At 51.4% G+C, this 24440-nt stretch carries 23 protein-coding genes and 1 riboswitch; of the genes, 7 read left to right on the top strand and 16 right to left on the bottom strand.

Annotated elements, in window-relative coordinates; genetic code table 11:
• Positions 1-12 precede the first annotated feature (12 nt).
• From D568_RS0101835 to thiD, 6 genes are all read right to left on the bottom strand, one after another.
• Positions 13-609, bottom strand: coding sequence for a YqiA/YcfP family alpha/beta fold hydrolase (locus tag D568_RS0101835; RefSeq protein ID WP_020207858.1), 597 nt, complete (start codon positions 607-609; stop codon positions 13-15).
• Positions 610-653: 44 nt separating this feature from the next.
• On the bottom strand, positions 654-1466 hold the full coding sequence (cpdA, locus tag D568_RS0101830; RefSeq protein ID WP_026286791.1) for a 3',5'-cyclic-AMP phosphodiesterase: 813 nt from the start codon (positions 1464-1466) through the stop codon (positions 654-656).
• Between the two features lie 169 nt (positions 1467-1635).
• Positions 1636-2043 (bottom strand): DUF1249 domain-containing protein, encoded by a 408-nt coding sequence (locus tag D568_RS18910; RefSeq protein ID WP_020207856.1) that lies wholly within the window; start codon positions 2041-2043, stop codon positions 1636-1638.
• Between the two features lie 45 nt (positions 2044-2088).
• Positions 2089-2721, bottom strand: coding sequence for an NUDIX domain-containing protein (locus D568_RS0101820; RefSeq protein WP_020207855.1), 633 nt, complete (start codon positions 2719-2721; stop codon positions 2089-2091).
• A gap of 8 nt (positions 2722-2729) precedes the next feature.
• Complete coding sequence (thiC, locus tag D568_RS0101815) at positions 2730-4646, bottom strand: phosphomethylpyrimidine synthase ThiC (RefSeq protein WP_020207854.1); 1917 nt, start codon at positions 4644-4646, stop codon at positions 2730-2732.
• Positions 4633-5520: a bifunctional hydroxymethylpyrimidine kinase/phosphomethylpyrimidine kinase gene (thiD, locus tag D568_RS18905; protein ID WP_020207853.1), complete on the bottom strand. Its 888-nt coding sequence runs from the start codon at positions 5518-5520 to the stop codon at positions 4633-4635. The genes thiC and thiD overlap by 14 nt, the downstream gene beginning before the upstream one ends.
• A 102-nt stretch (positions 5521-5622) precedes the next feature.
• Positions 5623-5717, bottom strand: a riboswitch (TPP riboswitch).
• Positions 5718-5937: 220 nt separating this feature from the next.
• On the opposite strand from thiD, the gene D568_RS0101805 reads away from it, so the two are divergent.
• Complete coding sequence (locus tag D568_RS0101805; protein WP_020207852.1) at positions 5938-7320, top strand: TolC family outer membrane protein; 1383 nt, start codon at positions 5938-5940, stop codon at positions 7318-7320.
• Positions 7321-7640: 320 nt separating this feature from the next.
• On the opposite strand, the gene D568_RS0101800 is transcribed toward D568_RS0101805, so the two are convergent.
• Positions 7641-8372 carry a sulfite exporter TauE/SafE family protein gene (locus D568_RS0101800; protein ID WP_026286790.1) on the bottom strand — a complete coding sequence of 244 codons (732 nt, stop codon included), beginning with the start codon at positions 8370-8372 and terminating at the stop codon, positions 7641-7643.
• 233 nt (positions 8373-8605) lie between these two features.
• Here D568_RS0101800 and D568_RS0101795 point away from each other — a divergent pair, with 233 nt between their 5' ends.
• Positions 8606-9658, top strand: a complete 1053-nt coding sequence (locus tag D568_RS0101795; protein WP_020207850.1) for an aldo/keto reductase — start codon at positions 8606-8608, stop codon at positions 9656-9658.
• Between the two features lie 89 nt (positions 9659-9747).
• Here D568_RS0101795 and D568_RS0101790 read toward each other — a convergent pair whose 3' ends face one another.
• Entirely contained in the window at positions 9748-11571 is a 1824-nt protein-coding gene (locus D568_RS0101790) for a glycosyl hydrolase (RefSeq protein WP_020207849.1), read from the bottom strand.
• Positions 11572-12100: 529 nt separating this feature from the next.
• Here D568_RS0101790 and D568_RS0101780 point away from each other — a divergent pair.
• From D568_RS0101780 to D568_RS20855, 3 genes are all read left to right on the top strand, one after another.
• The gene (locus D568_RS0101780; protein WP_020207847.1) at positions 12101-12316 is read left to right on the top strand and encodes a dodecin; all 216 of its coding nucleotides are present in this window, start codon (positions 12101-12103) and stop codon (positions 12314-12316) included.
• Positions 12317-12548: 232 nt separating this feature from the next.
• On the top strand, positions 12549-12830 hold the full coding sequence (locus D568_RS0101775) for a peptidylprolyl isomerase (RefSeq protein WP_020207846.1): 282 nt from the start codon (positions 12549-12551) through the stop codon (positions 12828-12830).
• A gap of 191 nt (positions 12831-13021) precedes the next feature.
• Positions 13022-13450, top strand: a complete 429-nt coding sequence (locus tag D568_RS20855) for a DUF3429 domain-containing protein (protein WP_020207845.1) — start codon at positions 13022-13024, stop codon at positions 13448-13450.
• On the opposite strand, the gene D568_RS21805 is transcribed toward D568_RS20855, so the two are convergent.
• The 5 genes from D568_RS21805 to D568_RS0101745 form a co-directional block, all read right to left on the bottom strand.
• Positions 13442-13669 carry a hypothetical protein gene (locus D568_RS21805; protein ID WP_020207844.1) on the bottom strand — a complete coding sequence of 76 codons (228 nt, stop codon included), beginning with the start codon at positions 13667-13669 and terminating at the stop codon, positions 13442-13444. The two genes, D568_RS20855 and D568_RS21805, sit on opposite strands and share 9 nt — an antisense overlap.
• A gap of 267 nt (positions 13670-13936) precedes the next feature.
• Positions 13937-17872: an anti-phage defense-associated sirtuin Dsr2 gene (gene dsr2, locus D568_RS20850; RefSeq protein WP_020207843.1), complete on the bottom strand. Its 3936-nt coding sequence runs from the start codon at positions 17870-17872 to the stop codon at positions 13937-13939.
• A 42-nt stretch (positions 17873-17914) separates the two neighbouring features.
• Positions 17915-18427: a BrxR family helix-turn-helix transcriptional regulator gene (locus D568_RS18890; protein ID WP_020207842.1), complete on the bottom strand. Its 513-nt coding sequence runs from the start codon at positions 18425-18427 to the stop codon at positions 17915-17917.
• 131 nt (positions 18428-18558) lie between these two features.
• The gene (locus tag D568_RS0101750; RefSeq protein WP_020207841.1) at positions 18559-19236 is read right to left on the bottom strand and encodes a hypothetical protein; all 678 of its coding nucleotides are present in this window, start codon (positions 19234-19236) and stop codon (positions 18559-18561) included.
• Between the two features lie 25 nt (positions 19237-19261).
• The gene (locus D568_RS0101745) at positions 19262-19444 is read right to left on the bottom strand and encodes a hypothetical protein (RefSeq protein WP_020207840.1); all 183 of its coding nucleotides are present in this window, start codon (positions 19442-19444) and stop codon (positions 19262-19264) included.
• A 185-nt stretch (positions 19445-19629) separates the two neighbouring features.
• On the opposite strand from D568_RS0101745, the gene D568_RS0101740 reads away from it, so the two are divergent.
• Positions 19630-20544 (top strand): bile acid:sodium symporter family protein, encoded by a 915-nt coding sequence (locus D568_RS0101740; RefSeq protein WP_026286789.1) that lies wholly within the window; start codon positions 19630-19632, stop codon positions 20542-20544.
• Between the two features lie 56 nt (positions 20545-20600).
• Here the strand turns inward: D568_RS0101740 and D568_RS21800 are convergent, their stop codons facing one another.
• Together D568_RS21800 and smrA are read right to left on the bottom strand one after the other, a co-directional pair.
• Positions 20601-20804, bottom strand: a complete 204-nt coding sequence (locus D568_RS21800) for a DUF1418 family protein (RefSeq protein WP_020207838.1) — start codon at positions 20802-20804, stop codon at positions 20601-20603.
• A 61-nt stretch (positions 20805-20865) separates the two neighbouring features.
• Positions 20866-21444, bottom strand: a complete 579-nt coding sequence (gene smrA / locus D568_RS0101730) for a DNA endonuclease SmrA (protein ID WP_020207837.1) — start codon at positions 21442-21444, stop codon at positions 20866-20868.
• Positions 21445-21554: 110 nt separating this feature from the next.
• Between smrA and D568_RS0101725 the strand changes: the two genes are divergently transcribed.
• Positions 21555-22439 carry a GGDEF domain-containing protein gene (locus tag D568_RS0101725; RefSeq protein ID WP_020207836.1) on the top strand — a complete coding sequence of 295 codons (885 nt, stop codon included), beginning with the start codon at positions 21555-21557 and terminating at the stop codon, positions 22437-22439.
• Between the two features lie 15 nt (positions 22440-22454).
• On the opposite strand, the gene acs is transcribed toward D568_RS0101725, so the two are convergent.
• Positions 22455-24392 carry an acetate--CoA ligase gene (acs, locus tag D568_RS0101720; protein ID WP_020207835.1) on the bottom strand — a complete coding sequence of 646 codons (1938 nt, stop codon included), beginning with the start codon at positions 24390-24392 and terminating at the stop codon, positions 22455-22457.
• Positions 24393-24440: the final 48 nt, after the last annotated feature.

Genomic DNA, 24440 nt, shown 5'->3' with positions numbered 1-24440 from the left:
TTTTACGTAAAATTAACGAGAGGCCGCTTTTTCAAACGTCCGGAAAAAATCTATGATCGCGCCCAAATGCCGCTCAAAGCCTACAAAGCTGTGATCGCCGCCCTCTTCCACTAACTGTTTACTGTGCGCGTATTTAGTTACCGCCTGACGGTAATCTAAAGTTTCATCGCCAGTTTGCACCATCAGCCAATAATTTTCGGGTCGCTTGATGGGGGTACAGTCAGACGCGCGAATCTCGTCAATGTGGCGGGCATCCAAGCGGTAACTATCATCGGTGTGATAGGCCTTTAGGTCAACACCCAAAAATTCAGGCATAAATTGCCAGGGCTCAACCGATGGATTCACCAGCACCGCAGGGCGATTGTAGTGCTCGGCAAGCCAGGTAGCCCAGTAGCCGCCAAGGGAGCTGCCGATCAGCCAAACGGGCTCTGGCTGCAAAAACTCCATTAACGCTTTTAGTTCTGCTTGAGTTTGCGCAGGATAGGGGGTTAGCTGCGGGCAATGAAAGCTGAGATCTGGCTGCTGCGCTTTAAGCCACGCTTTCATCTGCTGCGCTTTAACAGAAAGCGGCGAGCTTAAGAAACCGTGCAAATAAACAACAGCAGACATATTTAAGCCTTGATTGAGACCAGTTCAACAGGGGCTAGCCCAGATCAATAACCAGCCGATTTATAATCGATGACATAACTCTTATCGGTTACCCGCGACACACCGGTTTCCAAGCGCCCGTCCGGGTATAAATCAAACCAGCGGTAGCCTGGCATCTGCGTATCTACGGTAAAATCATCACAGCCCGGTTTAAATTGTACGCAGGTAGATGGTGTCGCTAATAATAACCGCTCATCGGCCAGCCGCTCAAAATTTTGATGCACATGCCCCCAACTGATGGCCTTAACCTGCTCATGGTGCGCCAAAGCTGCAAAAAAGTCGGCATGATTACGAACGAGGTACTGATCAATCCATTCACTGCCCACGGGTACGGGCTGATGATGCAGCATTATCAACGTAGGTATATCTGAATGTTCATTTAAGGTATCGCGCAGAAAGGTCATTTCTGACTCGCTCAAGGCACCATGAACATACCCGGGCACACTTGAATCCAGTAACACCAGTAACCAACCACCTACCCGCATAGTGCGATGTGCGGGCTGAGCGGCATGCTCGACCTTCAACATAACCTCAGCAAGGTCATGATTGCCTGGCAACCAGCCTAAGGGGCAGGTGAAGTTTCGTTGCAGCGTGTCGAGAAACCGTCCATAGCAGTCCGCATCCGGCTCACTGGCAATATCCCCAGTACACACAACCGCCGCAGGTTCCTGCTGCTCACGAGCAATCAGCGCCAGCACATCAGCCAAGCTCTGGTCCGTATTCAAGCCCAATAAAGTCTCACCGTCGGCCGAGCCCAGATGGGTATCGGTAATTTGAATCAACCGTACGGGTAAACCGTTGTTGTGTGTGGGTATCACATTCGCCGCCATTGCTGAAAAGAGTCCTTTTTGTTACACCAACCCTGCGTCCTTAGCAGAAAATCGATACAACAATAAACGGTAATAGACGCCAAATCTATAGAACTACAGTACCAGCCGACAAAACTATGACGCCCACCCCATTTTTTAGCGGCAAAGCGTATGCGGTTTAAGACAAGGTGATTTCGTGCAAAGAGTGGCCGTTCTTTAAGCAGTGGTTAAGCCACTCACCCAAAAAACGATTGAATTGGGACTTTTCATCCGCTTGATACATTTTTTGATTGGGGTAGTCATAACGCGCTTCAAGGCGGCGATGCCCCTCCCAGGCCAGCACTTCGGCCAAAGCCGCATCGTGATACAGGCGTACCAGCAGTTGCGGACTTTGTAACCATTCGCTGCCATTGTCATCTTCACGGCGTACGCGCAGTGTAGTGGTATAGCGCATACGCTCGGTGACTTCGATGTGCATTTCCCAACGACTGCGCCCCTGATCGACAGCAAATCGCCAGTCATCGCGCGACTCCAGACCTGGCGTTAGTTTCAGCAAAAGCCAATAATTCGCTTCACACTGAGCCATGTGGCGTGGAAAATCTACTTTATAGCGCTCTTTAACAGCGATGAGTTACACCTCACTCATTAACGATTGACGATTCATGGCCAACCACTGCAATGTAATTAAGGCAGCGGGGTTATTCCAGCGGCCGGTATATAAAGACTCCAGCACTTCTGCCGCGGGAAGAACGTGCACTTTAATATCTTCGTGTTCTTCCGCCAGACCAAATATGCCTCCCGCATCAGTGAGGTCGCACAAGCCAATATACAAGTGCAATTTCTCATCGCAACCACCGGGGCTGGCTAAATAATTACCGATATAACGCAACTCAACAGTCTCTACGCCCGCCTCTTCCAGCAATTCGCGGCGTGCAACCTCAGGCGGCGTTTCACCTGGCTCGACCATTCCGGCGACTACCTCAAGACACCAGGGGCCAGCTTTTTCTTCCAGCGCGCCGATACGAAACTGCTCTACTAAAGCAAGCTCGTCACGCGCAGGATCGTACAACAACACACCAACGGCTTCTTTGTGATGAACCAGCTCCCGTGTCAGCGACTCGCCCCACTCACCCGTGCGAAATTGGCGGTGGCATAAACGCACCCTCTCGGCATGAAAAAAGCCCCGGTACAGCTCCTCGCGCTCAGTAATATTGACATCATCACGATTAAAAACAGGTGGTGCTAAATCGGGGCTTTTACTCATTAATCTTCCTATACTTTGTGATACAACTGCGAACCGCTTTCGCGAAACTCTTCAGCCTTAGCCTGCATTTCGGCCTCTACGTCTAGCATTCGGATTACCTGTTCACCGCTATCATCCAGGCCCAGCCCATTTTCGGCGGCGTAATCGCGAACCTCCTGACTGATTTTCATAGAGCAAAACTTGGGCCCACACATGGAACAAAAGTGGGCCACTTTGGCCGAGTCTTTCGGCAGAGTTTCATCGTGATATTCGCGTGCGGTATCCGGGTCCAGCCCTAGGTTGAACTGATCTTCCCAGCGAAATTCAAAGCGCGCTTTGGACAATGCATCATCGCGTAATTGCGCGCCCGGATGACCTTTAGCCAAATCCGCCGCGTGTGCAGCGATTTTGTAGGTAATAATACCTTCTTTTACATCGTCTTTGTTAGGCAGCCCCAAATGCTCTTTGGGCGTCACATAACAAAGCATTGCACAGCCGTACCAGCCGATCATGGCCGCGCCAATACCCGAGGTAATATGATCGTAACCGGGAGCAATATCTGTGGTTAAAGGGCCTAAGGTATAAAAAGGGGCTTCATCACAACACTCAAGCTGTTTATCCATGTTTTCTTTAATCATGTGCATGGGGACATGGCCCGGCCCCTCAATCATGCACTGAACATCGTGTTTCCAGGCAATTTTGGTTAGTTCGCCCAAGGTTTCCAGCTCGCCAAATTGAGCCTCGTCGTTGGCATCCGCAATCGAACCAGGGCGCAGTCCATCCCCCAACGAGAAAGACACATCATAGGCCTTCATGATTTCGCAAATGTCTTCAAAGTGGGTATAGAGAAAGTTCTCTTTATGATGCGCCAAACACCACTTGGCCATAATCGAGCCGCCGCGACTGACAATACCAGTAACCCGCTTGGCGGTGAGCGGCACATAACGCAGCAGCACCCCGGCGTGAATGGTGAAATAATCCACCCCTTGTTCAGCCTGCTCGATTAACGTATCGCGGAAGATTTCCCATGTTAAATCTTCTGCAACGCCATTCACTTTCTCCAGCGCTTGATAAATCGGCACAGTGCCAATGGGCACATGAGAGTTGCGAATAATCCACTCACGAGTTTCGTGAATGTTTTTCCCCGTGGATAAATCCATAATCGTGTCAGCACCCCAGCGGGTCCCCCAAGTGAGCTTTTCCACTTCTTCTTCAATGGAGCTGGTAAGCGCTGAATTACCGATATTGCCGTTGATTTTCACCAAAAAATTACGACCGATAATCATCGGCTCCAGCTCGGGGTGGTTAATGTTGGCAGGAATAATCGCACGACCACGAGCCACCTCATCGCGCACAAACTCTGGGGTAATCTCTGCGGGAATGGCAGCACCAAAATCATTGCCTTGATGCTGCTTATTTAAAATTCCCAGCTCACGCGCTTGCGCCAGAGCCATGTTTTCACGAATCGCGATGTATTCCATCTCGGGGGTAATAATCCCTTGGCGGGCGTAATGCATTTGCGACACATTTTTTCCCGTTTTGGCACGGCGTGGCACCCGGTGATGATTAAAACGCAGGTGGGCAAGCTTAGGGTCGGCCAGGCGCTCTCGGGTAAACTCCGAATTCATGCCCTCTAACTGCTCGGTGTCCTCACGCTCTTCAATCCAACGGCTGCGTATATCCGCCAGCCCCTGGCGCACATCTACCGCAACCGCCGGATCGGTATAAGGCCCAGAAGTATCGTAAACCCGCACGGGGGGGTTGGTTTCCCCCCCGAAGTCTGTCGGCGTGTCGTCCAGGCTAATCTCCCGCATGGGCACTCGAATATCGTTCCGTGAACCTTTGACATATATTTTTTCCGAGCGAGGAAAAGGCTGCACCGAAGCATTGTCAACTTGCGCACTTTCACTCAACACTCTCTCGGTACTTTGATTATTCTGGGTCATGGGAAATCTCCTGGGTATTTGGCAGGTTTTCTGCCACAGATGCATAAGAAAACGCGTAAAAATGGTCTACAGGCCCCTGACCACGGCCAACCTGCAAGCGGTCAGCTGCGGCCAAGGCGCCCGTTAAATAATGTTTAGCCTCGCGGCATGCCTCAAAAGTCTGTAAGCCACGGGCCATAAAAGCCGCCACAGCTGAAGCCAAGGTGCAACCCGTGCCGTGCGTGTTGAGTGTCTGCACGCGACGGGCTCGCAGTAACTCGCACTGGTGCTGATCCAGATACACATCCACCGCTTCATCGCCGTGCTGAAGGTGCCCTCCTTTTAGCAACACCGCTTTTGCGCCATAGGCCAGTAGCTTCTGCGCCTGCTCGGTCATCTGTTCGACGCTCTGCGCCACAGGCTCATCCAACAGTGCAGCGGCTTCGGGAAGGTTGGGAGTCATCAGGTAAGCGCGCGGTATCAGCGTGTGCCGTAGCGCCTGCAGTGCGTCATCGGCCAGCAGACGATCGCCACTGGTAGCAACCATGACCGGGTCTAACACCAGGGGAATAGAGCTGGGCAGCGACTGCGCTAAGGTTTGAATAATTGCGGCATTCGCCAACATACCTGTTTTAATCACCTTAACGGGCATGTCTTCAAGCACTGACTGTACCTGACGCGCTACAAACTGCGGCGTTACCGCCTCAACCGCCTGCACGCCTCGGGTGTTCTGTGCGGTTAACGCGGTAATAGCGGACGCGCCATAAACGCCCAATGCCGCAAAGGTTTTTAAGTCTGCCTGAACGCCAGCACCTGCGCCGCTGTCGCTACCAGCAACCGTCAGGGCTACGCACGCAGACGCAGTGCTACGGGAGGAAGATAAAGATGGGGGCATAAGCTGCTTCCTGGTGAGGGCGAGGAAACAGCGCACGCGCTACCACTTTGGCAGCGACGTTAAATCGGGTGCAACAAACCCGATAAACAGAATAGATACATTCAATCATAAGCGCTCGTTCCCTACGCCGGTACTAACCGGATCAGGTCGACGGGACTCTCTCAGCTTTGCGACGCAAAGCACCCCGACAAGACAGAACCGGCAGTCTAGAGAACAAGCCAATGACTGTAAAGCGTCGTGTTTACGGTTTTTTACCCCCCTCTTGAAAAAATGAACGTTTATTCATCTCGACCTTGAGCCTGCAAACCGCTAAACTCTGGCCTGTATTAAAATCGCACACAGCACGGTGCAACTAAATTTGTGACGCCAGCGTCTTAGCGGTCACAAAAACGGACGCGAGACCTACCGGGATACCCAATGAAGCAGACAAAACGTTACTTTCTTGCAGCCCTGATTGCTCTAAGCAGCAGCGCTCAAGCCGATTCGATCCTCGACATTTACAACCTGGCACTGGAAAACGACCCCCAGTTAAAAGCCGATAAAGCCGCCTTCGAAGCCGGACTGGAAAACAAAACGATAGGCCGTGCTGGCCTGCTGCCACAAATTAACGGTTCGGCCAGTGTCAGCTACAGTGAAACCGACTCTGCGTATGAAATTCGCAGCGGTGAGGCATCACTCACCCCCGCCGGCACCACAGAAAGTGAAGTCACCCGCTGGGGGCTAGACTTAAATCAGGCGCTGATAGACTTGAACGCATGGCACACCTACCAGCAAGGTGCCGCCTTGAGCGAACAGGCGAAAGCGCAATATTCAGCCGACCAGCAAAACTTGATTGTGCGTGTGGCAGAAGCCTACTTTAACGTACTGCGTGCTATCGATAACCTTGAAGTGGCTCTGGCCGAAGAAAAGGCCTTAGGGCAACAGTTAGAGCAAACCAAACAACGCTTTGAAGTGGGTTTGACCCCGATCACAGACGTACACGACGCCCAGGCCGCCTACGACAGCGCTCAAGCGGCCACTCTTGAGGCACGCGGCCAGCTGGGTATCAGCTACGAAGCCCTTGAAGTAATCACCGGCCAAAGCCACGATGCGATCGCACCGTTAGGTGAAGATTTTCCCGTTGTTCCACCGTCACCGGCAGATCGCCACAGCTGGGTAGAATTCGCTCTGGAAAACAACTTTACGCTCAAGGCGGTCAGTGAGGCGGCTAACGCTGCTGAACAACAAGCCAAAGCCGCTCGCGCCAATCACCTGCCCACGCTGGGACTGAGTGCCGGATACAATGAATCCGATACCGAAACCGACATTGACTCTATTCCGTTTAACTACAACGACCAAGATGGCTACAACGTCGGCATCAATCTGAGCGTGCCCATTTTTAGCGGCCTGCGCACCTCGGGCCAGCGTCGTCAGGCATACGCCCAAGCCATGCAGGCCGACGAGCAATTTAACTTTCAACAGCGCAACGTTATTCAAAACACCCGCTCGCTGCACCTGGCGGTAGAAACCGGCGTGGCGCGAGTCAAAGCGCGTAAACAAGCAATCGTTTCCAACGAAAGCGCCGTAAAAGCCACGCAATCAGGTTTTGAGGTGGGCACCCGCAACCTGGTTGAAGTGCTGCTGGCGCAGCAATCTCTGTATCAGGCGCGCCGGGATTACTCTAACGCGCTCTACGATTACCTGATTCAAATGACCAATTTACGCGAAGCGGCCGGCATGTTAACCCCCGCCGATGTCGAACGCATTGACAGCTACTTGAAAGAAACAGAAGTGGTGCGCCGCAGCGATTACGGTTTGTAGCATCATCGCTTAATACGCAAAAAAACGGGCCAGGTGGCCCGTTTTTTTATGTGGGAAATTTGCCGTGGTGTAACATTTCTCCTGCTGATAACACGGCTAACCGTCGGCAGAAGACTCTCAGAGAGAAGAGCGCAAAGAGTGAAGGTTTACCGCGGCCCACCATAGGGTAGACAGCGCCTACGTATGACTAAAAACCAAACACTGATCATCAAACACAACCACCCACTATTACGCACCATTTCCAGTTAGCGCCCCATAAACACCGAGCACAACCTATTGAGGGGGCTCTTGCTTAACCAGCATCACGGTAAAAACATCCGCTAATAAGACAGCACCCCACGAGCAACAGCGGCAATACCGGCCAATGCAGCAATAGAAAGAATAACGGGCCGCAATGCCGAAAAAGGCAGACGGTTTACCAAGAGCCCGGACAACCAAAAGCCGACAAACACGCCGGGGCAAGTCCACAAAAACAAGGTCAGCTCTTTGCTGCCAATAAAACCGGCAGGGGCCAAAGCCACGACGCTGGCAAGGCAGGCAAAGAGAAAAAAGGCCGACAAATTAGCACGCACCAAAGGCCCGGTTTCATTTTGATAAATCAGCGCGATCGGTGGCCCGCCTACAGCGGTTATGGTACCCATATACCCCGACGCGCCCCCTGCTAAAATGCTGTTGCGATCCGTCAGGCGAGGCTTCACCCCCATCACACTTATGGCAACGGCCAGCAATATCAGTACGCCAAACGCCAAATCAAACCCCTGAGCACTTAATACCGTAAGGGTAAGCGCGGCCAGTGCGGTCCCAATAATATTGCCACCAATGGCATAACGCACCTGGCGAAAACTCAGGCTTTGATGATTGCGTATCAGCATAAGAACATTGAGCAAAACTGCATTCACAACAGCCACACCGGGTACCAGTGAAGGGCTGATCAAAAACAACAGTGGTGCCGAAAGCGTACCAATACCGTAACCCGCCACACCCTGTAAGCAAGAACCCGCAAGTAACGCAAGGTTGGCGAGCAATAGTTGCATCAAACTGATATCGGTCAAAACACGTCCTAAAAATTTAACAGCGGAGAATCTGAATCGGTTCGCAATTTTAACGACGCCAAGGTGAGCCATGCGAGCTTTTTTGCACAACTTTCTCTGGTTTCGATGGTACTCCCTAAACAAAAAACAGACATCCACACAATTGAGAGAATCAAGTAACGTAAGTCACGTAGCGATTAGCGGGAACTGCCCCCATACTACAAGGCTGTTAACCTACCAACCGGAGACTACCTATGGACTACAGCACACTGGGCCACAGCGGGCTGTCTGTGTCGCGGGTTTGCCTGGGCACCATGACCTGGGGCACACAAAACAATCAGGCAGACGCCAACGCGCAAATTGAATACGCGCTGGCGCAGGGCATCAATTTTATCGACACCGCCGAAATGTACGCGGTACCGCCCACCGCCGACACCTACGGCACCACCGAAACCATTATCGGCAACTGGATTGCCGCCAACCCCGGCCGCCGCGACGAGTTTTATCTCGCCAGCAAAATTGCCGGCAACGGGCTTAAGTACATTCGAGGCGGTGGCGACATCACCGGCGAAGCCATTATTAAGGCCATCGATGATTCCCTCGCCCGGCTGCAAACCGATTATATTGACCTGTACCAGCTGCACTGGCCCAACCGCACCTCGCCGCACTTTGGCAAACACGCCCCGGGTCGTATTCACTTTACCGATGTGGACACCGCTGCGCACTCGGCGCAAATGCTTGAAATTCTGCAGGCGCTGGATGAAAGCGTAAAAGCGGGCAAGATTCGCCACTTCGGCCTGTCGGATGACACCCCGTGGGGCATTAATGAATACGTGCGTTTAGCCGAGCAGCACAAACTCACCCGGGTAACGGCCATTCAAAACGAATTTAATTTACTGCACAGCAAAGACTGGCCCTACCTGATTGAAAACTGCGTTCACCAGCAGGTGGCTTTCTTGCCTTGGTCCCCCTTGGCCGCAGGTGCACTAACCGGTAAGTACCTGAACGGTGCCCGCCCCGAAGGCAGCCGCTGGAGCAAAGCGCAGCGCAATGGGTTGTTTCGCGATACCGAACAAAGTAACGCCGCTGTAAGCGCTTATTGCGATGTGGCACAAAAGCACGGTTTAACCCCGGCGCAATTAGCGCTCGCTTGGTGCAATCAGGTGGATGGCGTTACCTCAACCATTATCGGTGCCACCAGCATGGACCAACTTAAAGAAGACATTGATGCCTTTGCCATTACCTTAAACGACACGGTACTCGCCGATATTGCCGCCGTGCACAGGGAGTATCCGGTGCCCTTCTAAACCGGGCAGCTACTTTTATTCAGCGCACAAAAAAGGGCGAGCCAAATGGCCCGCCCTTATTCACGCCTTTTTTAGCGTGCGTAAAACGTTTATGGAAAGTCCGGCAACTCGTCCAGCGTAATCACCCGTTCATGGTTATACACGTGGGATTTATGCGCGTTGGTGTTGTAGTACTCGCCGGTCCAGAAATTCGACGAACTGCTTACGCCCTCGGCCGTGTCACCATCATTCCACACCATAAAGTACAACCACCAGGCACCGTCGGCCGCCATTTGGTCGGGGTCCGGGATGTTGCTGTTCTCACTGAGCGCCACCATTTTTACCTCGTGGGGGTAAGCCTTTGTGAGTTCATACACATCCGATTGCGACTCGTAGTTTTGCTGGCCGTCGTAAATATCGTGGCTGACAATATCCACATACTCATCGCCGGGGTACCAGGCACCGCTTTGACCGTTCCACACCCAAATTAAATTATCCAGGCCGTAATGGTTGGTTAAACGGTCGTACAGGTAACGCCACAAAACCACTTGAGCGTAAGCGGCGGGAACACCGTCGGTGCGATCACTGCGACCCCACCAGAACCAGCCACCCGAGGCCTCGTGCAAGGGGCGCCACAACACGGGCACATCGGCGTCTTCCAAACGTTGCAGCTCAGCGGCAATCATATCCACATCGGCTTCAATGTTGGCAAAGCTTGCGCTGGCGGTATCCAGTTCTCCGTTGGCAATGGGGATCACAAAGTCCGTGTCTTCGGTATAAAACTCACCGATCACACCCTCTGCGGCATCCGGGTCGCGCCAGTGCCAGGTAAAGTTCACCAAGCCGCCCTGGTTCCAATACTCTATAGCCTCTTCGGTTTGCGTCAGACCCGAAATACCATTCCAATACAAACCGTAGTTCATAAAGTCGTAACCCATCATCGCCGGAGCGCGCCCAGTGTCGTTAATCACACGCTGAGTCTGGTCAATGGCGTCTTGCCAGGTTTGATCCATCTGCCCCGAGAGCATATAGCGGCCCCAAATAGATTGCAGATAATCGTAAACCGCCACCGTGCTGGCACTGGCATTGGGGTTTACCGGCACGTCACGCATAGCACTTTGCTCGCTACTGCCCATACCGGGGCACATACTTTGCGACAAGCACACCGCGCCGTTTTCACTGCCCCAGCTGCCATTATCGGCGGAGCACAAGGTAATTTGCTCGGCGCCTATCTGGCAGTAAGGAAAATCACCGGGGCCCGGGTCGGCGGCCGACTCGAACACAATGCACGAGTAACTGTTCTCCCACCCCCAGCCATCGCCGTCCGGGTCTGACGCCGCATTGCGACAGTAAGGCCAACCGTTACTGGCAGAGTTAGGAATCAGATTGCCAGCGCCCGAGCTTGAGGAAGACGAACTGGTGGATGAACTTGACGATTCTGAGCTTGAAGATGAAGACTCTGAACTCGAAGACGACGAGCTCGACGATGACTCCGAAGAGCTGCTGGATGACGAACTACTGGACGACGAACTGCCACCGCCCCCATTCACCTGCAGAGCAACCAGCTCGGGCAAATAGTTTTGCGCCGCACTCGCCGTGGCACAAAAACCAAAGCTCGTGCTGCTGCCCGCACCTACCTGGCCGTTGTAACCCATATTGGTCACAGCATTGCCGCTTAAATTGCCGTTCCATAAATTGTTAATGGATGAGTTATTGGCCTGCAGGGTGACCTGCCAACCGCTCAGCGCGGCGCTGCCGCCATTATCCACTGAAACCGACGCACAATAACCACTGCCCCAGTCGTTCTGCACCGTTAACGTGGCAGAGGTTTGATGAATACCGGTAACGGTATTGGCCTGCACGCCACCGGTCACCACAGCAAGCGTTGCCGCCAGCGCTACAGGTAAGATGGGCCTTAATCGTTTATCTATCATAGGTTCACTCCATTGCTTTACATTATTGTTAAACCAATAAAAAACAGAGCTGAACAAAGCGCTAAAAGCTGGCGTTTAAAAATAAAAAACTACGCCAAACGCTTGCGGATTTTTGCGCTTAAAACCAAAGCGTTATTATCTATACCGCCATCAATCCGTCGGGAACAACACATTGTCACTCCATCCAAACAACATGTAACCGATACCATTCAGCTCGCGCACATCATTCTCTTAAAAGCCAAAAAACACAGAGAAGTGGGTCACAGCTGAAAACCTTTTTTCATTTGAAACTGAAAAATGAGCACTAACGCATAGACATTCGGCGGATAAATCTTTTGTTATCGTTACCTGTTCTTACGCTTAAACAATCGCACCAAAAGCAAAGCCAGATTAACGCGCGGGCAATGCTAAGGGTGTACTCCGAAAACAACACGAAAATGATCCAGACCAGAACAACGCTCGTCTATGCTTAAACACATTCACCGGCTTTACTGAACGCAAGGTTCATGTCTTAGAAAAGGAGATACCTATGTCTAACCACCACACCTACAAAAAAGTAGAAATTGTCGGCTCATCGCCCAACAGCATCGAAGAGGCCATCGAAAACGCGCTGGCCGAGTGCCATAAAAGCATCAAAAACCTGGAGTGGTTTGAAGTCACCGAAACCCGCGGCCATATTGTTGACGGTAAAGTTGGACACTACCAGGTTGGCCTGAAAGTCGGGTTTCGTATCGAGGGCAGCTGACGCAGCCGCTCATCCTCTTGCAGCCAAACCGTTAATACCGGCATTGATTAAAAACGCCAATAGCAGGCGGGATAACACGGTCTGAACACACCCAAGCGCAGCGCAAGCGTAAAGGTTGGTTAGTTCTACGAGCGTTCGCCCGCCTGCGTCTGGATATGCGCCGCAAAACCGATTATCGTACGCGGCCTATGGTTAACCCTAACACCGCTTATTATTGAAGAGAGACATCACTATGGCACAAGCATCTGCACGTCACATTCTGGTTGAAAGCGAAACCGCCTGTAACGAACTCAAAGCCCAAATCCAGGGCGGCGAAGATTTCGCCAAGCTGGCACAAGAGCACTCCAAATGCCCCTCGGGCCGTAACGGCGGCGATTTGGGCTCATTCCGTCCGGGCCAAATGGTGCCAGAATTCGATAAAGTCGTGTTCAGCGCGCCGCTGAATGAAGTGCAAGGCCCGGTAAAAACCCAGTTTGGCTACCACCTGCTGGAAGTGACCGAGCGTCAGGACTAACCGCATTTTGCAGCGACCGGTGGCGCCGACAACTCGGTGGCCCACCGGGGCTCTGCCCCTCCTCTGTTCCCCGGGCAATTCCACAATTTATTCCCCCAAAAAGAGCCGTCCGTATCCTCCCTCTGCGGTCAAATAACGCTAACCCCACATCCGTTCTCCCGCCGACTGCGTAACAAAGGTTAGGAGGCACCATGAACCAGACACTTCGAAACCGGCTCGGCTACGCAGGTTTAATTCCCTTTGTCGGCCTCGCGCTTGTGAGCGTCCTGCCCGACTACCGTCATACAGCACTGCTGGCGCTGGTCAGCTACGGCGCCATCATCCTGAGCTTTATGGCGGGTAGCCTGTGGGGGCAAGTTCAGGGCAAGGCGCATCGGCGTGCCGGGCCATTAATTGCCAGCAACGCCCTCGCGCTCAGTAGTTGGGCCGCGCTGTATTGCGCCGTAACCGGCTGGATTCTGATCGCGCTGGCAGGGCTGGCGTTGGGGTTTATTGCTTGCTGGGCCTGTGAACGGCTATGGGTTCGACAAGCGCCGGACTACAGAAAATTGCGGAGTGTGCTGACCTCTATAGTAGCTGCGTGTTTGCTAGCCGTTATTTTCATAATCGTTCTAAGCTGACTTTCGCGTGGACTCAATGTTGACTGGTAAAGCCCGGCCATCAGTAAACAAATGGATTGGCACGTGGTAAGGATCGCTATAAAAACGAGCTTGAGAAATTAACAGGGCAAAGAACTCGCCCGGCGAAACAAGGCCTACCGGCCTAAAATAATGTGACGCCTTTTCAACAAATTTTTCCAGCCCAATTTGTTCTTGTTTTCCCTGCTCCTTAAAGGCCATGTATAGCACGTCTCTCCAGTTCCATTGAAAGCGAAAAGTAGGATATATTGCTTCTTACCCAACCGCTCGCGAACATGGTTCGTGATAAAGTTAAAGCTATCAAAAGTTTCAGCAGGGGCGGAGCACGAGTCCATCTTCAGCCAAGCGGGGCCAGCAAATGAGTCGCTCTAACCCATACCGAGCATCGCTTCACTCTCCCAGCCAGCTTTGCAAGCCACCAAATCACCTCATTCGTGCGTATAGGAACAGAACGCAGTGACTAAGTGACTAATGGGAACATTCTGTAGATTGACACTCTAGCCAAGGAATTCGAATTTCAGCGAATTCATCAGGTGCGAGACATTCGATTTTCCACTTTTCAACAACTTCAGGAACAGGGTCGCCAATGGTTTCATAATACTCAAAAAGTGCTACCGCCAGAACTGATGAAACTTGACGAACCCCTAGGTTTTCGTCAAAGTCAAATTCTTGTGTATCTCTATCATATGCTGTTTCATTCAACAATCTGTTAAGTCGACTTAGAGTAGCCAACTCCAAGCGGGGATCGAATCTAGCCGGTGATTTTTTCAAAACACGAACTATAATCCATAGCGCTGGGATTATTCTATTTGACGGACACCATGCGAGATACTGAGTAAGCATTGACACTGGATCAACTTCTTCAAAGCTTGAATCGACATCGCTGGCATATAGGATAATTTTATCGATAGCTTTGAGACCATCTACTTGAATAGCAATTTGATTGGAAAGCAATGCCTCATTGATTCGGCTATTAAGCTCACCCTTCCAATCAGGAAATAAGTGAAGAGATGCTGCTTCAGCTTTGAGTGCAGGCAATTCTAGTTCTTGAGCTTCCTTAAGAAATCGACCAAGAGATGATTTAATTTCCTCAGGCGAGTCTACGCTGAGCTTAGGCCCTACAACCTCGGAAATCAGATCAAGCATACGGGAAAATCTTGCTCGAAACTCCTCTGAAATGGATGGAGAACCAACGGGTTCGTTTTCTTTTTCAGCCAACCTATCTTTGTCGGCGTCCCACCATTCTATCAGGCGCTGTAATATCTCGGCGGCATCTTTCGCTGTCCATATATTTTCACCATTACTGCTAGCACCAATAATTTCATGCACGATGGATAGGCGCCCTCCCGTCATACTAACGCCCCTGTCCTTCTGTATCGGGAAAGGTGCACTCTCTACATATCTTTTGAAACGCTTAACAGGATTAACGCCCTCTGGGTAAGGAAATCTTAGAAGAGCAAATTTGTAAAAATCGGTTTCATCCGGCAAACCGTAACCATCAGTTACGCTCCAAATGACTTCAGCGAGGTCTTCGCTCTCGTCTACGTCGAGCAGCTGTAACGTATGGAGGGTTACTAGGGAAGTTATCGCCCAACGCCGACGATCAGGGTTATCCAAAGCTGCTTGCTGGAATAAATGATCTACCATTTCAGGGCGAATCTCCACCGCTTGTACACATCCGGGCTTCTGCTTGAGATCGACCAGCAAGAAGGGATTTATAAATTCATCCCTCACAATTGGATTAAGATCTTCGGGGAACGGAATTTTCAGAAACTCTGGTATCAGGTTGTATTGTTCCACTTCGGGCATAGAGTTTATAAGCCGATTAAGCAGGTTCCTCATATTTCCGTAACTATTTTTTTCGGGTGAGGCATAAATATCGGCAATAAACTCAAGAACGCAGCGCTTCATGCCGTCTGAACACTTACAACAAAGTCTAGAGATTAATTCAGGCAGTAATTGAGCGAGGCGAACACCGTAGCTATCATTTCGGGATGAATCGTCCTCGTTAATATCATTCCGGCATTTTCTAATCGCATCCAAGTAATTCTGAATGAGCTGATCGGCTTCACTGGTGGTAAACCTGTAAACGGATTCGCGGTTGAATAAGCTATCAGCAGCTTTCACATCCCCCAATCTGGCGAGCGTGGATATAGCCCAAAATGAGGAAGATCTTGAGATACGCTGCAAACTTGCCAAGGTGGTTTTTACGTCCATCCGATATGACAAACCGATCTCTTCAAAGAACCTAAGAAATGAATACGCGTTTATCAACTCCTGATCAACACCGAAAAAATGACGTGTTTTGGAGACTAGACCGACATCAAACTCACGCTTTTCGGTAAAAGTTTTTAACTGAAAATACGGCTTATCCAACTTTAATTCGTACATTTTAATTTCATTCCACGGATCACAGCGGAACGCTTTGAGCTCATCCCAACGAGCATTCTGTTGCTGTAGCTCGTTTCTGCGCTGGCGCATTCGAATACTTATTAAATACTGATTCCATTCTAACCTTCTGTCACTTAATCGTTTCTCACACAGGTCTTCCCAGTTTTCATCAAAACTATCAAATCTTTTTCGGGGCTTAACAGTACTGCTTGTCTGGCGTTTAGATTCAGAACTATGCTGTCCTTGCACCCACTCATCTTTAATATATTCCTTTATTACACTTTCTTCATCAGCTGTTGCAGGCTTCCGCATCATCCAATCACTGGCATCTTTAACATACCGAAAAAGAAGCATTTGATACGATTCAGCGGAAACCGAAAAGTAGCTTTTCGGGGTATATTCGTTATTGCTCTTTTTGCGGGATTCAGCCAGTGACAAACGGATTTTCTCATCCGTGTCATTTACGTGGCCAATCTCTGCAAACGCAGCCGCACGCTTAGCCATCCAGTAGGGCTGCGATTCATTTGGCCGCCAGTTTTCAAGTCGATCTTTAGCGGCAGGAAAATCCAGGGTGAATAAACTAAAAAGAAACCCTTCATAATTCAGAAACTCCCTTTGTTCCGCTGAAAGAAAATCAGAAAGCGCCTTAAGCTGAATTTCTGATTCCTTCCACTTCTCAAGATGCCCCTCTTCGCGATAAAACCTCAGCATCGCCACCCCGATGGCCAGCCACGCCTGCTGGAGATCATCCCATGGAAGATCTCGAAATTCAGTATTACTAATATAGATCTGGCAGTTTGCGGCCGGACTTTCGCGTTTAAATGGCCAATACTTTTCAAGAATTTTTTCGCATATCTCTGCGATATTGTCGAAAACTGGCAGTAAACATCGTTCAAGTCGCCAAATCAGTTCAAATATGTATTGAATGTCCAACCCTGGAGGACATTCTTCCAGCCCCGGAAGGTAGTTAACCCAAGCATGCGAGTACACCCACAAATTCTCACGATTGCTATGCGGCAAGATCAACCAGCCGGGATATGCCTGCCTCTGTCGACGCCATTCTTCAGTGACCTTCTGAATTTCTTCAATACGGTCCGAGCTATGCTCAGGGTGCATCATGGAGGGGTTGTAAGGCCAATCGAGAGCATCCGGCTTTTTCGATCGTATGTACTCGAAAAACCGAATCAGCGCCTTGCTGTGGTCGCTTTTATCAATCCCATCACAGCACGAGAAGTCAACAACGATAATCCCACGCTGGGCCAAGAGCTGAAGTCGGGCGGGCAAAAGGTCGAATACCCCAACCAGATAGATTTTCTGAGACTTATCCTTGCCGAGATTGTCGCGAATCCAACCGATCCACTGCAGAAAATTAGGGTCGTCGCCGGAAAACCCAATCAGACAAAAAGTATTCTCAAGAAGTGCTTGCTGAACGGTATTGACGAATGGGGCATACTCGTGCGGATAACGTCGATAATCCTCTTCAGTGATAATAAAGGGTCGTTCCGAAGGGAAGCTTCCGTGTAGTTTCACAATTCTGGGCTTAACGGCGTAAGGAATATCCTCTTTGTTTACAACCGGCTCATATCTCCGGGTTACGACCTTGGCACTGGCCCGCTCAAGCAAGGTATCGTAATTAGTGGTAAACACATCCACCCACGGTAGCTCAAGCAACTCGACATGTAACCCAGATGGTTCGACGTTCTTATCCGGAATATTAGAGCGCAGCAAATTCTCTAATGCGGGCCTGCCGATACCAGATTGTACTTCTTCAGCCAACCGCAAAACGTTCAGGTACTTTTGGCTAGCCGCATCAGCCTTGACGCCATGCGCCTTTTGATAGAAAAGCTCACCCAACTGGTTCCAATCAGGAAACCCACTGTCAGCGTTCTTGCTGTAGCCCGCGCCGACCATGACAGCGGCTCGTTCGGCCCATAAACGTTCGGCAATCTCGTTCAAATAAGGCCGAATGGAATCCGGCACATCAATTTCGCCTCCACTTTCTATACCTCTCATGGGGCATATACCTCTCGATAATTTATCACTAAAAAACATGTTTCAAATCAGAATGAAACAGTACCTCTTTTGACTATTCATCACCTTCGATCCTCTAGCATCGGAAAAATAATATTCCGCATTAGACCTCTTTAAGCAGGTGAGCGTTATGCCGCTGCCGGTGGTTTGCCAGATGTAGTCATTGGCCTGGCTGTTGTGAATGGCTTGAACAATGGGCCATATCAAAGCCGCAGACACTCCCCGTGCAGGAAGGCTTAAAGAGTAGATAGGAAGTGTTTCGATGGCCAAAGGTTGCGCCAACCAAGCCAGGTACTGATCGGCCAGCCTGGTAATAAACAGTGGCTTAAAATCTGACTCGGGCTGGTGGCACTTGCGGCGGGTATTGTAGCTAAGATTATTAGGCGCTAATTCCAGGTAGCGCTTTATATCCTGACTGGCCTGCTGGCGGGAGAGCCCAAAGTGCTTCACCAACAAGCTACTGTTGGCAGCCCCTTCCCAGTAGACGACTAACTCAAATATCTGTAAGCGCGCTCGCTGCGCGTCGCTGGTGTCCATAACAGCGTGTCCTTTTTATATTCGCGCCTTGGCGCACAGATCAACACCAATATAGTGCCATAAGCTCGCACCAGTTAAAATGCCGGGCCGCTGACTGCGAAAATAACCCACCGCTTTCAGACGCCAGCACGTTAGCTGTTAAGTTGCTGGTAGAGGTGATCGTTATAGATGTGAAGACTTAGAATCTTGCCCTTGGGTACAATGATTACCAAATCTTGAAGGCTCGTGTCGTCATCCCCTTCTAATAACTTTTTCAGTTCATGCTCGTAGTCATTCACTAAGTTGAACGACAATGTCTCATCGCTTCGATAACCACTGTAAGCCGGAAGAAAAGTTAAATACTCCGACTCCGGCGCTGGGGTGTCGATAATCATGCCCACATAAACTTTTCGCGTCTCGAGAGTGATTGCGATAGGCTTAAAAGCCTCGGAAGCATACAGACAGGTTGCATCAAAATCGTTTTTCTGCAGTTCTCGGGTTAGTGCATTTGTACGCACGTTTGGCAATTTATTGTACAGGGCAGCGGTAAGCCACCCCCAAAAGAGCATGTGAATCGCAAAGGCAAGGCTTTTTATATCTGCCGAAATAGGGAGACAGGCCGAATTTTCAAGTTGATTACAAATCCAATATCCAGATTCAAGAGAAAACAATGACAGGGGAGCCAAGACAAATCCAACGCCAAGAGCAGGAAGATATAACTTATGTCCTGATTGGCGGGCTATTCGATATCGGGTAGCGTAACACTTTGTGGAAAAAATAAAGCCACCGACGGCAATAGCCAACAGGGTAAAAAAACTTGTTCCAATCATAATGGCTCCATCCTTGGACCAAAGGCTATTTTTTTTCAGTACGGTTTGCTAGCTTTGCGTCTATTAACTGGCGAAGATTTTTTTGAAAGGTTTTGGATTTGGTAGGAGTGTCGTGCTTCATTTGAAGCTTGCCGTTGCCGACAATCGTATAGTACTTTTCCAAGGTATCTTTACGTTTAGTTTTGGGTAAATCGTGTACGGTACTCATGGTTGCCCCCCTGCTCTCTCACGCTTTACTATAGCACCTGAACATTAGGTAATGACAGCCCGCCCCTAAATGCTTGAAGGCGATTATCCTCTACGTCTGGCAACTTCCAAGTCTCTGCCATTCACCATGAAACCGAAACCTCGCCCCCAAAAACCATAACATCTATATATTCAATAACTTACGCCATGAAACTATTCCACTACTTCAACCGCCTCTTCCCACTCTGGGCCATTTTGCTGGGAACGCTGGGTTACTTGCTCCCCGCGACGTTCACCCCGATGGCACCCGGCATTGCCTGGCTGCTGGCACTAGTGATGTTTGCTATGGGGCTGACGTTATCGGCGGCGGATTTTACGCGCGTGGCTCGCACGCCGAAGCCGATTTTGCTGGGGTTAGTATTGCAATTTACGGTGATGCCTTTGGCGGCGCTGGCGGTTTCACGCCTATTGGAGTTAAGTGCGGAGCTGACCACGGGCATGGTGCTGGTGGGTTCGGCGGCAGGTGGTACGGCCTCTAACGTAATTACCTGGTTGGCCGGTGGTCGCGTGGCCTTGTCTGTGTCTATGACTCTTGCCTCAACCTTAGCCTCGGTGCTGTTAACGCCTTTGATTACCTGGCTGCTGTTACAGAATGCGGTAGAGATTAACGCGGCGGGCATGCTGGTCAGCATTGCCAAGATTGTGCTGGCGCCGGTGTTACTGGGTGTAGTGGTGCATCACTTTACGGCCCGCGCCGTAAAGCGGATTGAGCCACTGCTGGCCAGTGTGGCCGTGGCGCTGATTGTTTTGATTATCGCCATTGTTGTGGCACTGAACGCTGGGCGCTTAGCAAGCATTGGCGCCGTGGTTTTATTAGCCGTTGTTATGCACAACGGTATGGGCCTGCTGGGCGGCTACTGGCTGGCCCGCGCACTGCGCTTTGATGAGCCCACCTGCCGCACTATTGCCATTGAGGTGGGCATGCAAAACTCTGGCTTAGCGGTCGCATTAGCACAGCAGTTTTTTACCGCCACGGCCGCGCTGCCGGGCGCGCTTTTTTCAGTGTGGCACAATGTGTCTGGCTCGCTGTTGGCGAGCTGGAGGAAAAGACATAACGACTAACACCGCGTTAGTCGTTCGCCTTTTCCTGCAACCGTTCTCGGCCAGGTTGAAACGATTTACCCCTGCCGCAAGCCGCGCAGAATATAAATAACCGCTGGCAGCAAGAGCGCGATACCCACCACAATAAATACCACGCCATCTTTTTCAAACTGCATAGCTTCGGGCAGAAAATTAACCTCAGCAAATTCCATCGCCATACCCAAACCGACCAAGATGCAGCCGATAAAATCCAACACGGCCAAGTGAATAGGTAATTTCATGTGAGTTCCTTTTGTTATTGTCAGCGAAAGGTCAGTCATAACCCAACGCCATGCGCGGCGGCTATTTTCGCCGTGAGTGTTTTTCCCAATTTTCGCGGCGTTTTTCTTCGCTTTTTTTAAGCAATATGTAGGTGGCGCCACTGGCGCCATGGTGTTTTTGCGCCGAATGAAACGCCAGCACATCGTCAAATTGTGGCAGCCAGTTGGCGACGCAGCTTTTTAGCAGGGCCGGGTTTTCTCTGCCCTCGCCTTTGCCGTGGGTAATCAGCGCGCAGCGAATGTCGTGGTTCATGCAATCTTGCACAAACTGGTAGAGCGCAGCGCGCGCCTGCTCCACCGTCATGCGGTGCAAATCCAGGCGGGCATCAATGCTGTATTTACCCAGGCGCAGGTTTTTGTACACCCCGTGCTGCACACCGTCGCGCTTAAATTCCAGAATATCCAGGGGTTTTACCGGGTCGATATGCTCCGCACTGAGAAAGTTGGTGTCTTTTGCGGTGGTTTCGGTCGCGGCTTCGCGACGCTTAGCCAGGGTTTGGCTGCTGGGCTTGGCTTTTTCCAGGGCGACCTTTTTATCGGCGCGAATAGGGCGCACGTCGCTCATTTCTTGGAGGAAAATGTCCTGCTCTTTGTCACTCATGGCTCTACATCTTTGCACGTCAATTAATGTGCATTATGCCGGATTTCAAGCCTGGCATCACGCCGGTTTTGGGCTATGCTGTTTAACTACCACCAGCGCAAGGGATTACCATGAGTCAGTTTTCGCAGGCGATGCTCACGCTGCTTGGCATATTACTGGCGTGTTTATTGTGGGCTGGCGCAGGGTTTGCCGGTGGCGATATTCAACCCTCTGACCAATTGCAGCCGCTGTATGTTGTTTGCGATGCATTGCTTACTGCGGTGAGTTTCCTGCTGCTCGCTATTTTTTGTTTTGCCCCAATCAAGCGCTCTTTAGCCACCGTATTGGTGGCGGCAAGTGCTCTGATATTTATGAGTGCCTGGCATACCCTTTTAAGCAATTTGGTGTATTCAATGCCCGCCGTGATGGCGCTCATCGGCAAATGCTTTTTACCTCTCGGGCTTGGGGGTTTAACTCTGGGGATTTATCGGCTGATTAAAACCTATCGCCTGAGCCGCTTGTTACTGGGCAGCTATCGTAAAATTGAGCACAGCCTATCTACCCGTGACCAGCTTACCCAGTTATTTAATCGACGGTATTTTTACACCAGCTGCTCTGAGCTGCTTAATTCTTGCCAGGCGCAAGGCGAGCCCTGTTCGCTGATTACCTTTATTGTTCGTAATTTAGCTGATATTAACGCCCGATACGGAATTCAGGCCGGTGATGCGGTCCTCAGCGAGTCTGGGTTGACGCTTTTGCGCAATACCCGACAACAGGATATCGCCAGCCGCCTGGGTGGGCGTAAATTGACCCTCTTTTTACCTAACACTAAAGCGCAAGACGCACTTCCTGTTGCTCAACGGCTGGAATCTGCGCTGAGCAATGCCCACCTGACCCAACCGGTAGAGCAAACTATAACGCTGCAAATAGAGTGGAATATCCAGCAGTCGGCCACTACGGACAGCCTGGAAGCGCTGGTTGAAAGAAATGAGGCAGCCCTGAGCAGGGCTGCCTAGAAGGGTCGAGCAGTGTTACCGGTTAACGCGATGGTCGATCAGGTCATCCACCACGGCAGGGTCTGCCAGGGTTGAGGTATCACCCAAGGTATCCAGCTCATTGGCGGCAATTTTACGCAAAATACGACGCATAATTTTCCCCGAGCGGGTTTTCGGCAAGCCCGGTGCCCACTGAATAATATCCGGCTTGGCAATGGCGCCAATCTCTTGCACACACAGCGCGATAAGCTCTTTTTTCAGTTCATCGCTGGGTTCTACGCCGTCCATCGGGGTCACGTAGGCGTAAATGCCCTGCCCTTTAATGTCGTGGGGGTAGCCCACCACGGCAGCTTCGGCGACTTTATCGTGCAGCACCAACGCGCTTTCAACTTCGGCTGTGCCCATACGGTGGCCAGAAACGTTCAGTACATCGTCCACACGGCCGGTAATCCAAAAGTAACCGTCTTCGTCACGGCGCGCGCCGTCGCCGGTAAAGTAATAGCCAGGGTAGGTTGAGTAGTAGGTGTCAATGCAGCGCTGGTGGTCGCCATACACAGTGCGAATCTGGCTGGGCCAGCTGGCTTTAATGGCCAGACTGCCTTCACCGGCGCCTTCCACTTCGTTGCCCTCGGCATCCAGCAGTACCGGTTGCACGCCAAAAAAGGGCTTGGTGCACGAGCCAGGTTTCAGGTCGGTAGCGCCCGGTAATGGCGTCATCATGTGGGCGCCGGTTTCGGTCTGCCACCAGGTGTCCATAATGGGGCAGCGCTCATCGCCCACGACTCTGTAATACCACTCCCACGCTTCGGGGTTAATGGGCTCGCCCACACTGCCCAAAATACGCAGGGATTTACGCGAGGTGCGCTTGACGAAATCATCGCCCGCGCCCATCAAGGCTCGCACGGCCGTTGGTGCGGTGTAAAAGCTGTTAACGCCGTGCTTGTCGACCACCTCCCAGCAGCGCGCGGCATCCGGGTAGGTGGGTACGCCTTCAAACATCAGGGTAGTCGCGCCATTGGCCAGCGGGCCGTACACAATATAACTGTGCCCGGTCACCCAGCCGACATCAGCGGTACACCAGTAGACATCACCTTCTTGAATATCGAACACGTATTTGTGGGTCATGGCCGCCTGCAGTAAGTAGCCGCCAGTGGTGTGCAACACGCCCTTGGGCTTACCCGTGGAGCCTGAGGTGTAAAGAATAAACAGCGGATCTTCCGAGTCCATCCACTCGGGCTCGCATTCTGGGGCCACCGCTTCAACGGCGTCGCGGTACCAGACATCGCGCGACTCGTTCCACTCGATATCACCCGCCGTGCGCTTCACCACCAGGCAGGTATGCACCCCCGGGCATTCGGCCAGAGCTTTGTCGGCGTTGGCTTTAAGCGGGACTTTACGGCCGCCGCGCAGGCCTTCGTCGGCGGTAATCAGCACTTGGCAGTCGGCGTTTTGAATACGATCTTTCAGAGCGTCGGGCGAGAAACCGCCAAACACGACCGAGTGCACGGCACCAATACGGGCGCAGGCCAGCATGGCGTAGCAGGCCTCGGGAATCATGGGCATGTACAGGCACACCCGATCACCTTTTTTCACACCGCGATCGCGCAGCACATTGGCCAGGCGACACACTTCTTCGTGCAACTCGCGGTAAGTAATCAGCTGATCTTCAGACGGGTCGTCCCCTTCCCAGATAATGGCGGTTTGATCGCCCCGGGCCTCAAGGTGACGGTCGATACAGTTGACACTGACATTCAGCTTACCGCCCACAAACCAGGCGACTTCACCTTTTTTCAGGTCGCTTTCGCAGACGGTGTGCCACTTTTCTTTCCAGTCTAAAAAGGTCTCGGCCTGAGCGGCCCAGAAGGCGTCGGGGGATTCTACCGACTGACGGTAAAGGCTTTGGTAGGTGTCGGCATCGATGGCGGCGTTCTGTTTGATCGCCTCGGGTACCGGGTAAACGTGCTGCTCGGTCATACATAATCTCCGCGCTGATTTGTCTGTTATTGTGCCGCCCGCCGTCGG

Source organism: Gilvimarinus chinensis DSM 19667, from assembly GCF_000377745.1.
Classification (GTDB): domain Bacteria; phylum Pseudomonadota; class Gammaproteobacteria; order Pseudomonadales; family Cellvibrionaceae; genus Gilvimarinus; species Gilvimarinus chinensis.
Note: the sequence above shows the minus strand (reverse complement) of the source record. Positions and strands in the feature narration are given on the sequence as shown.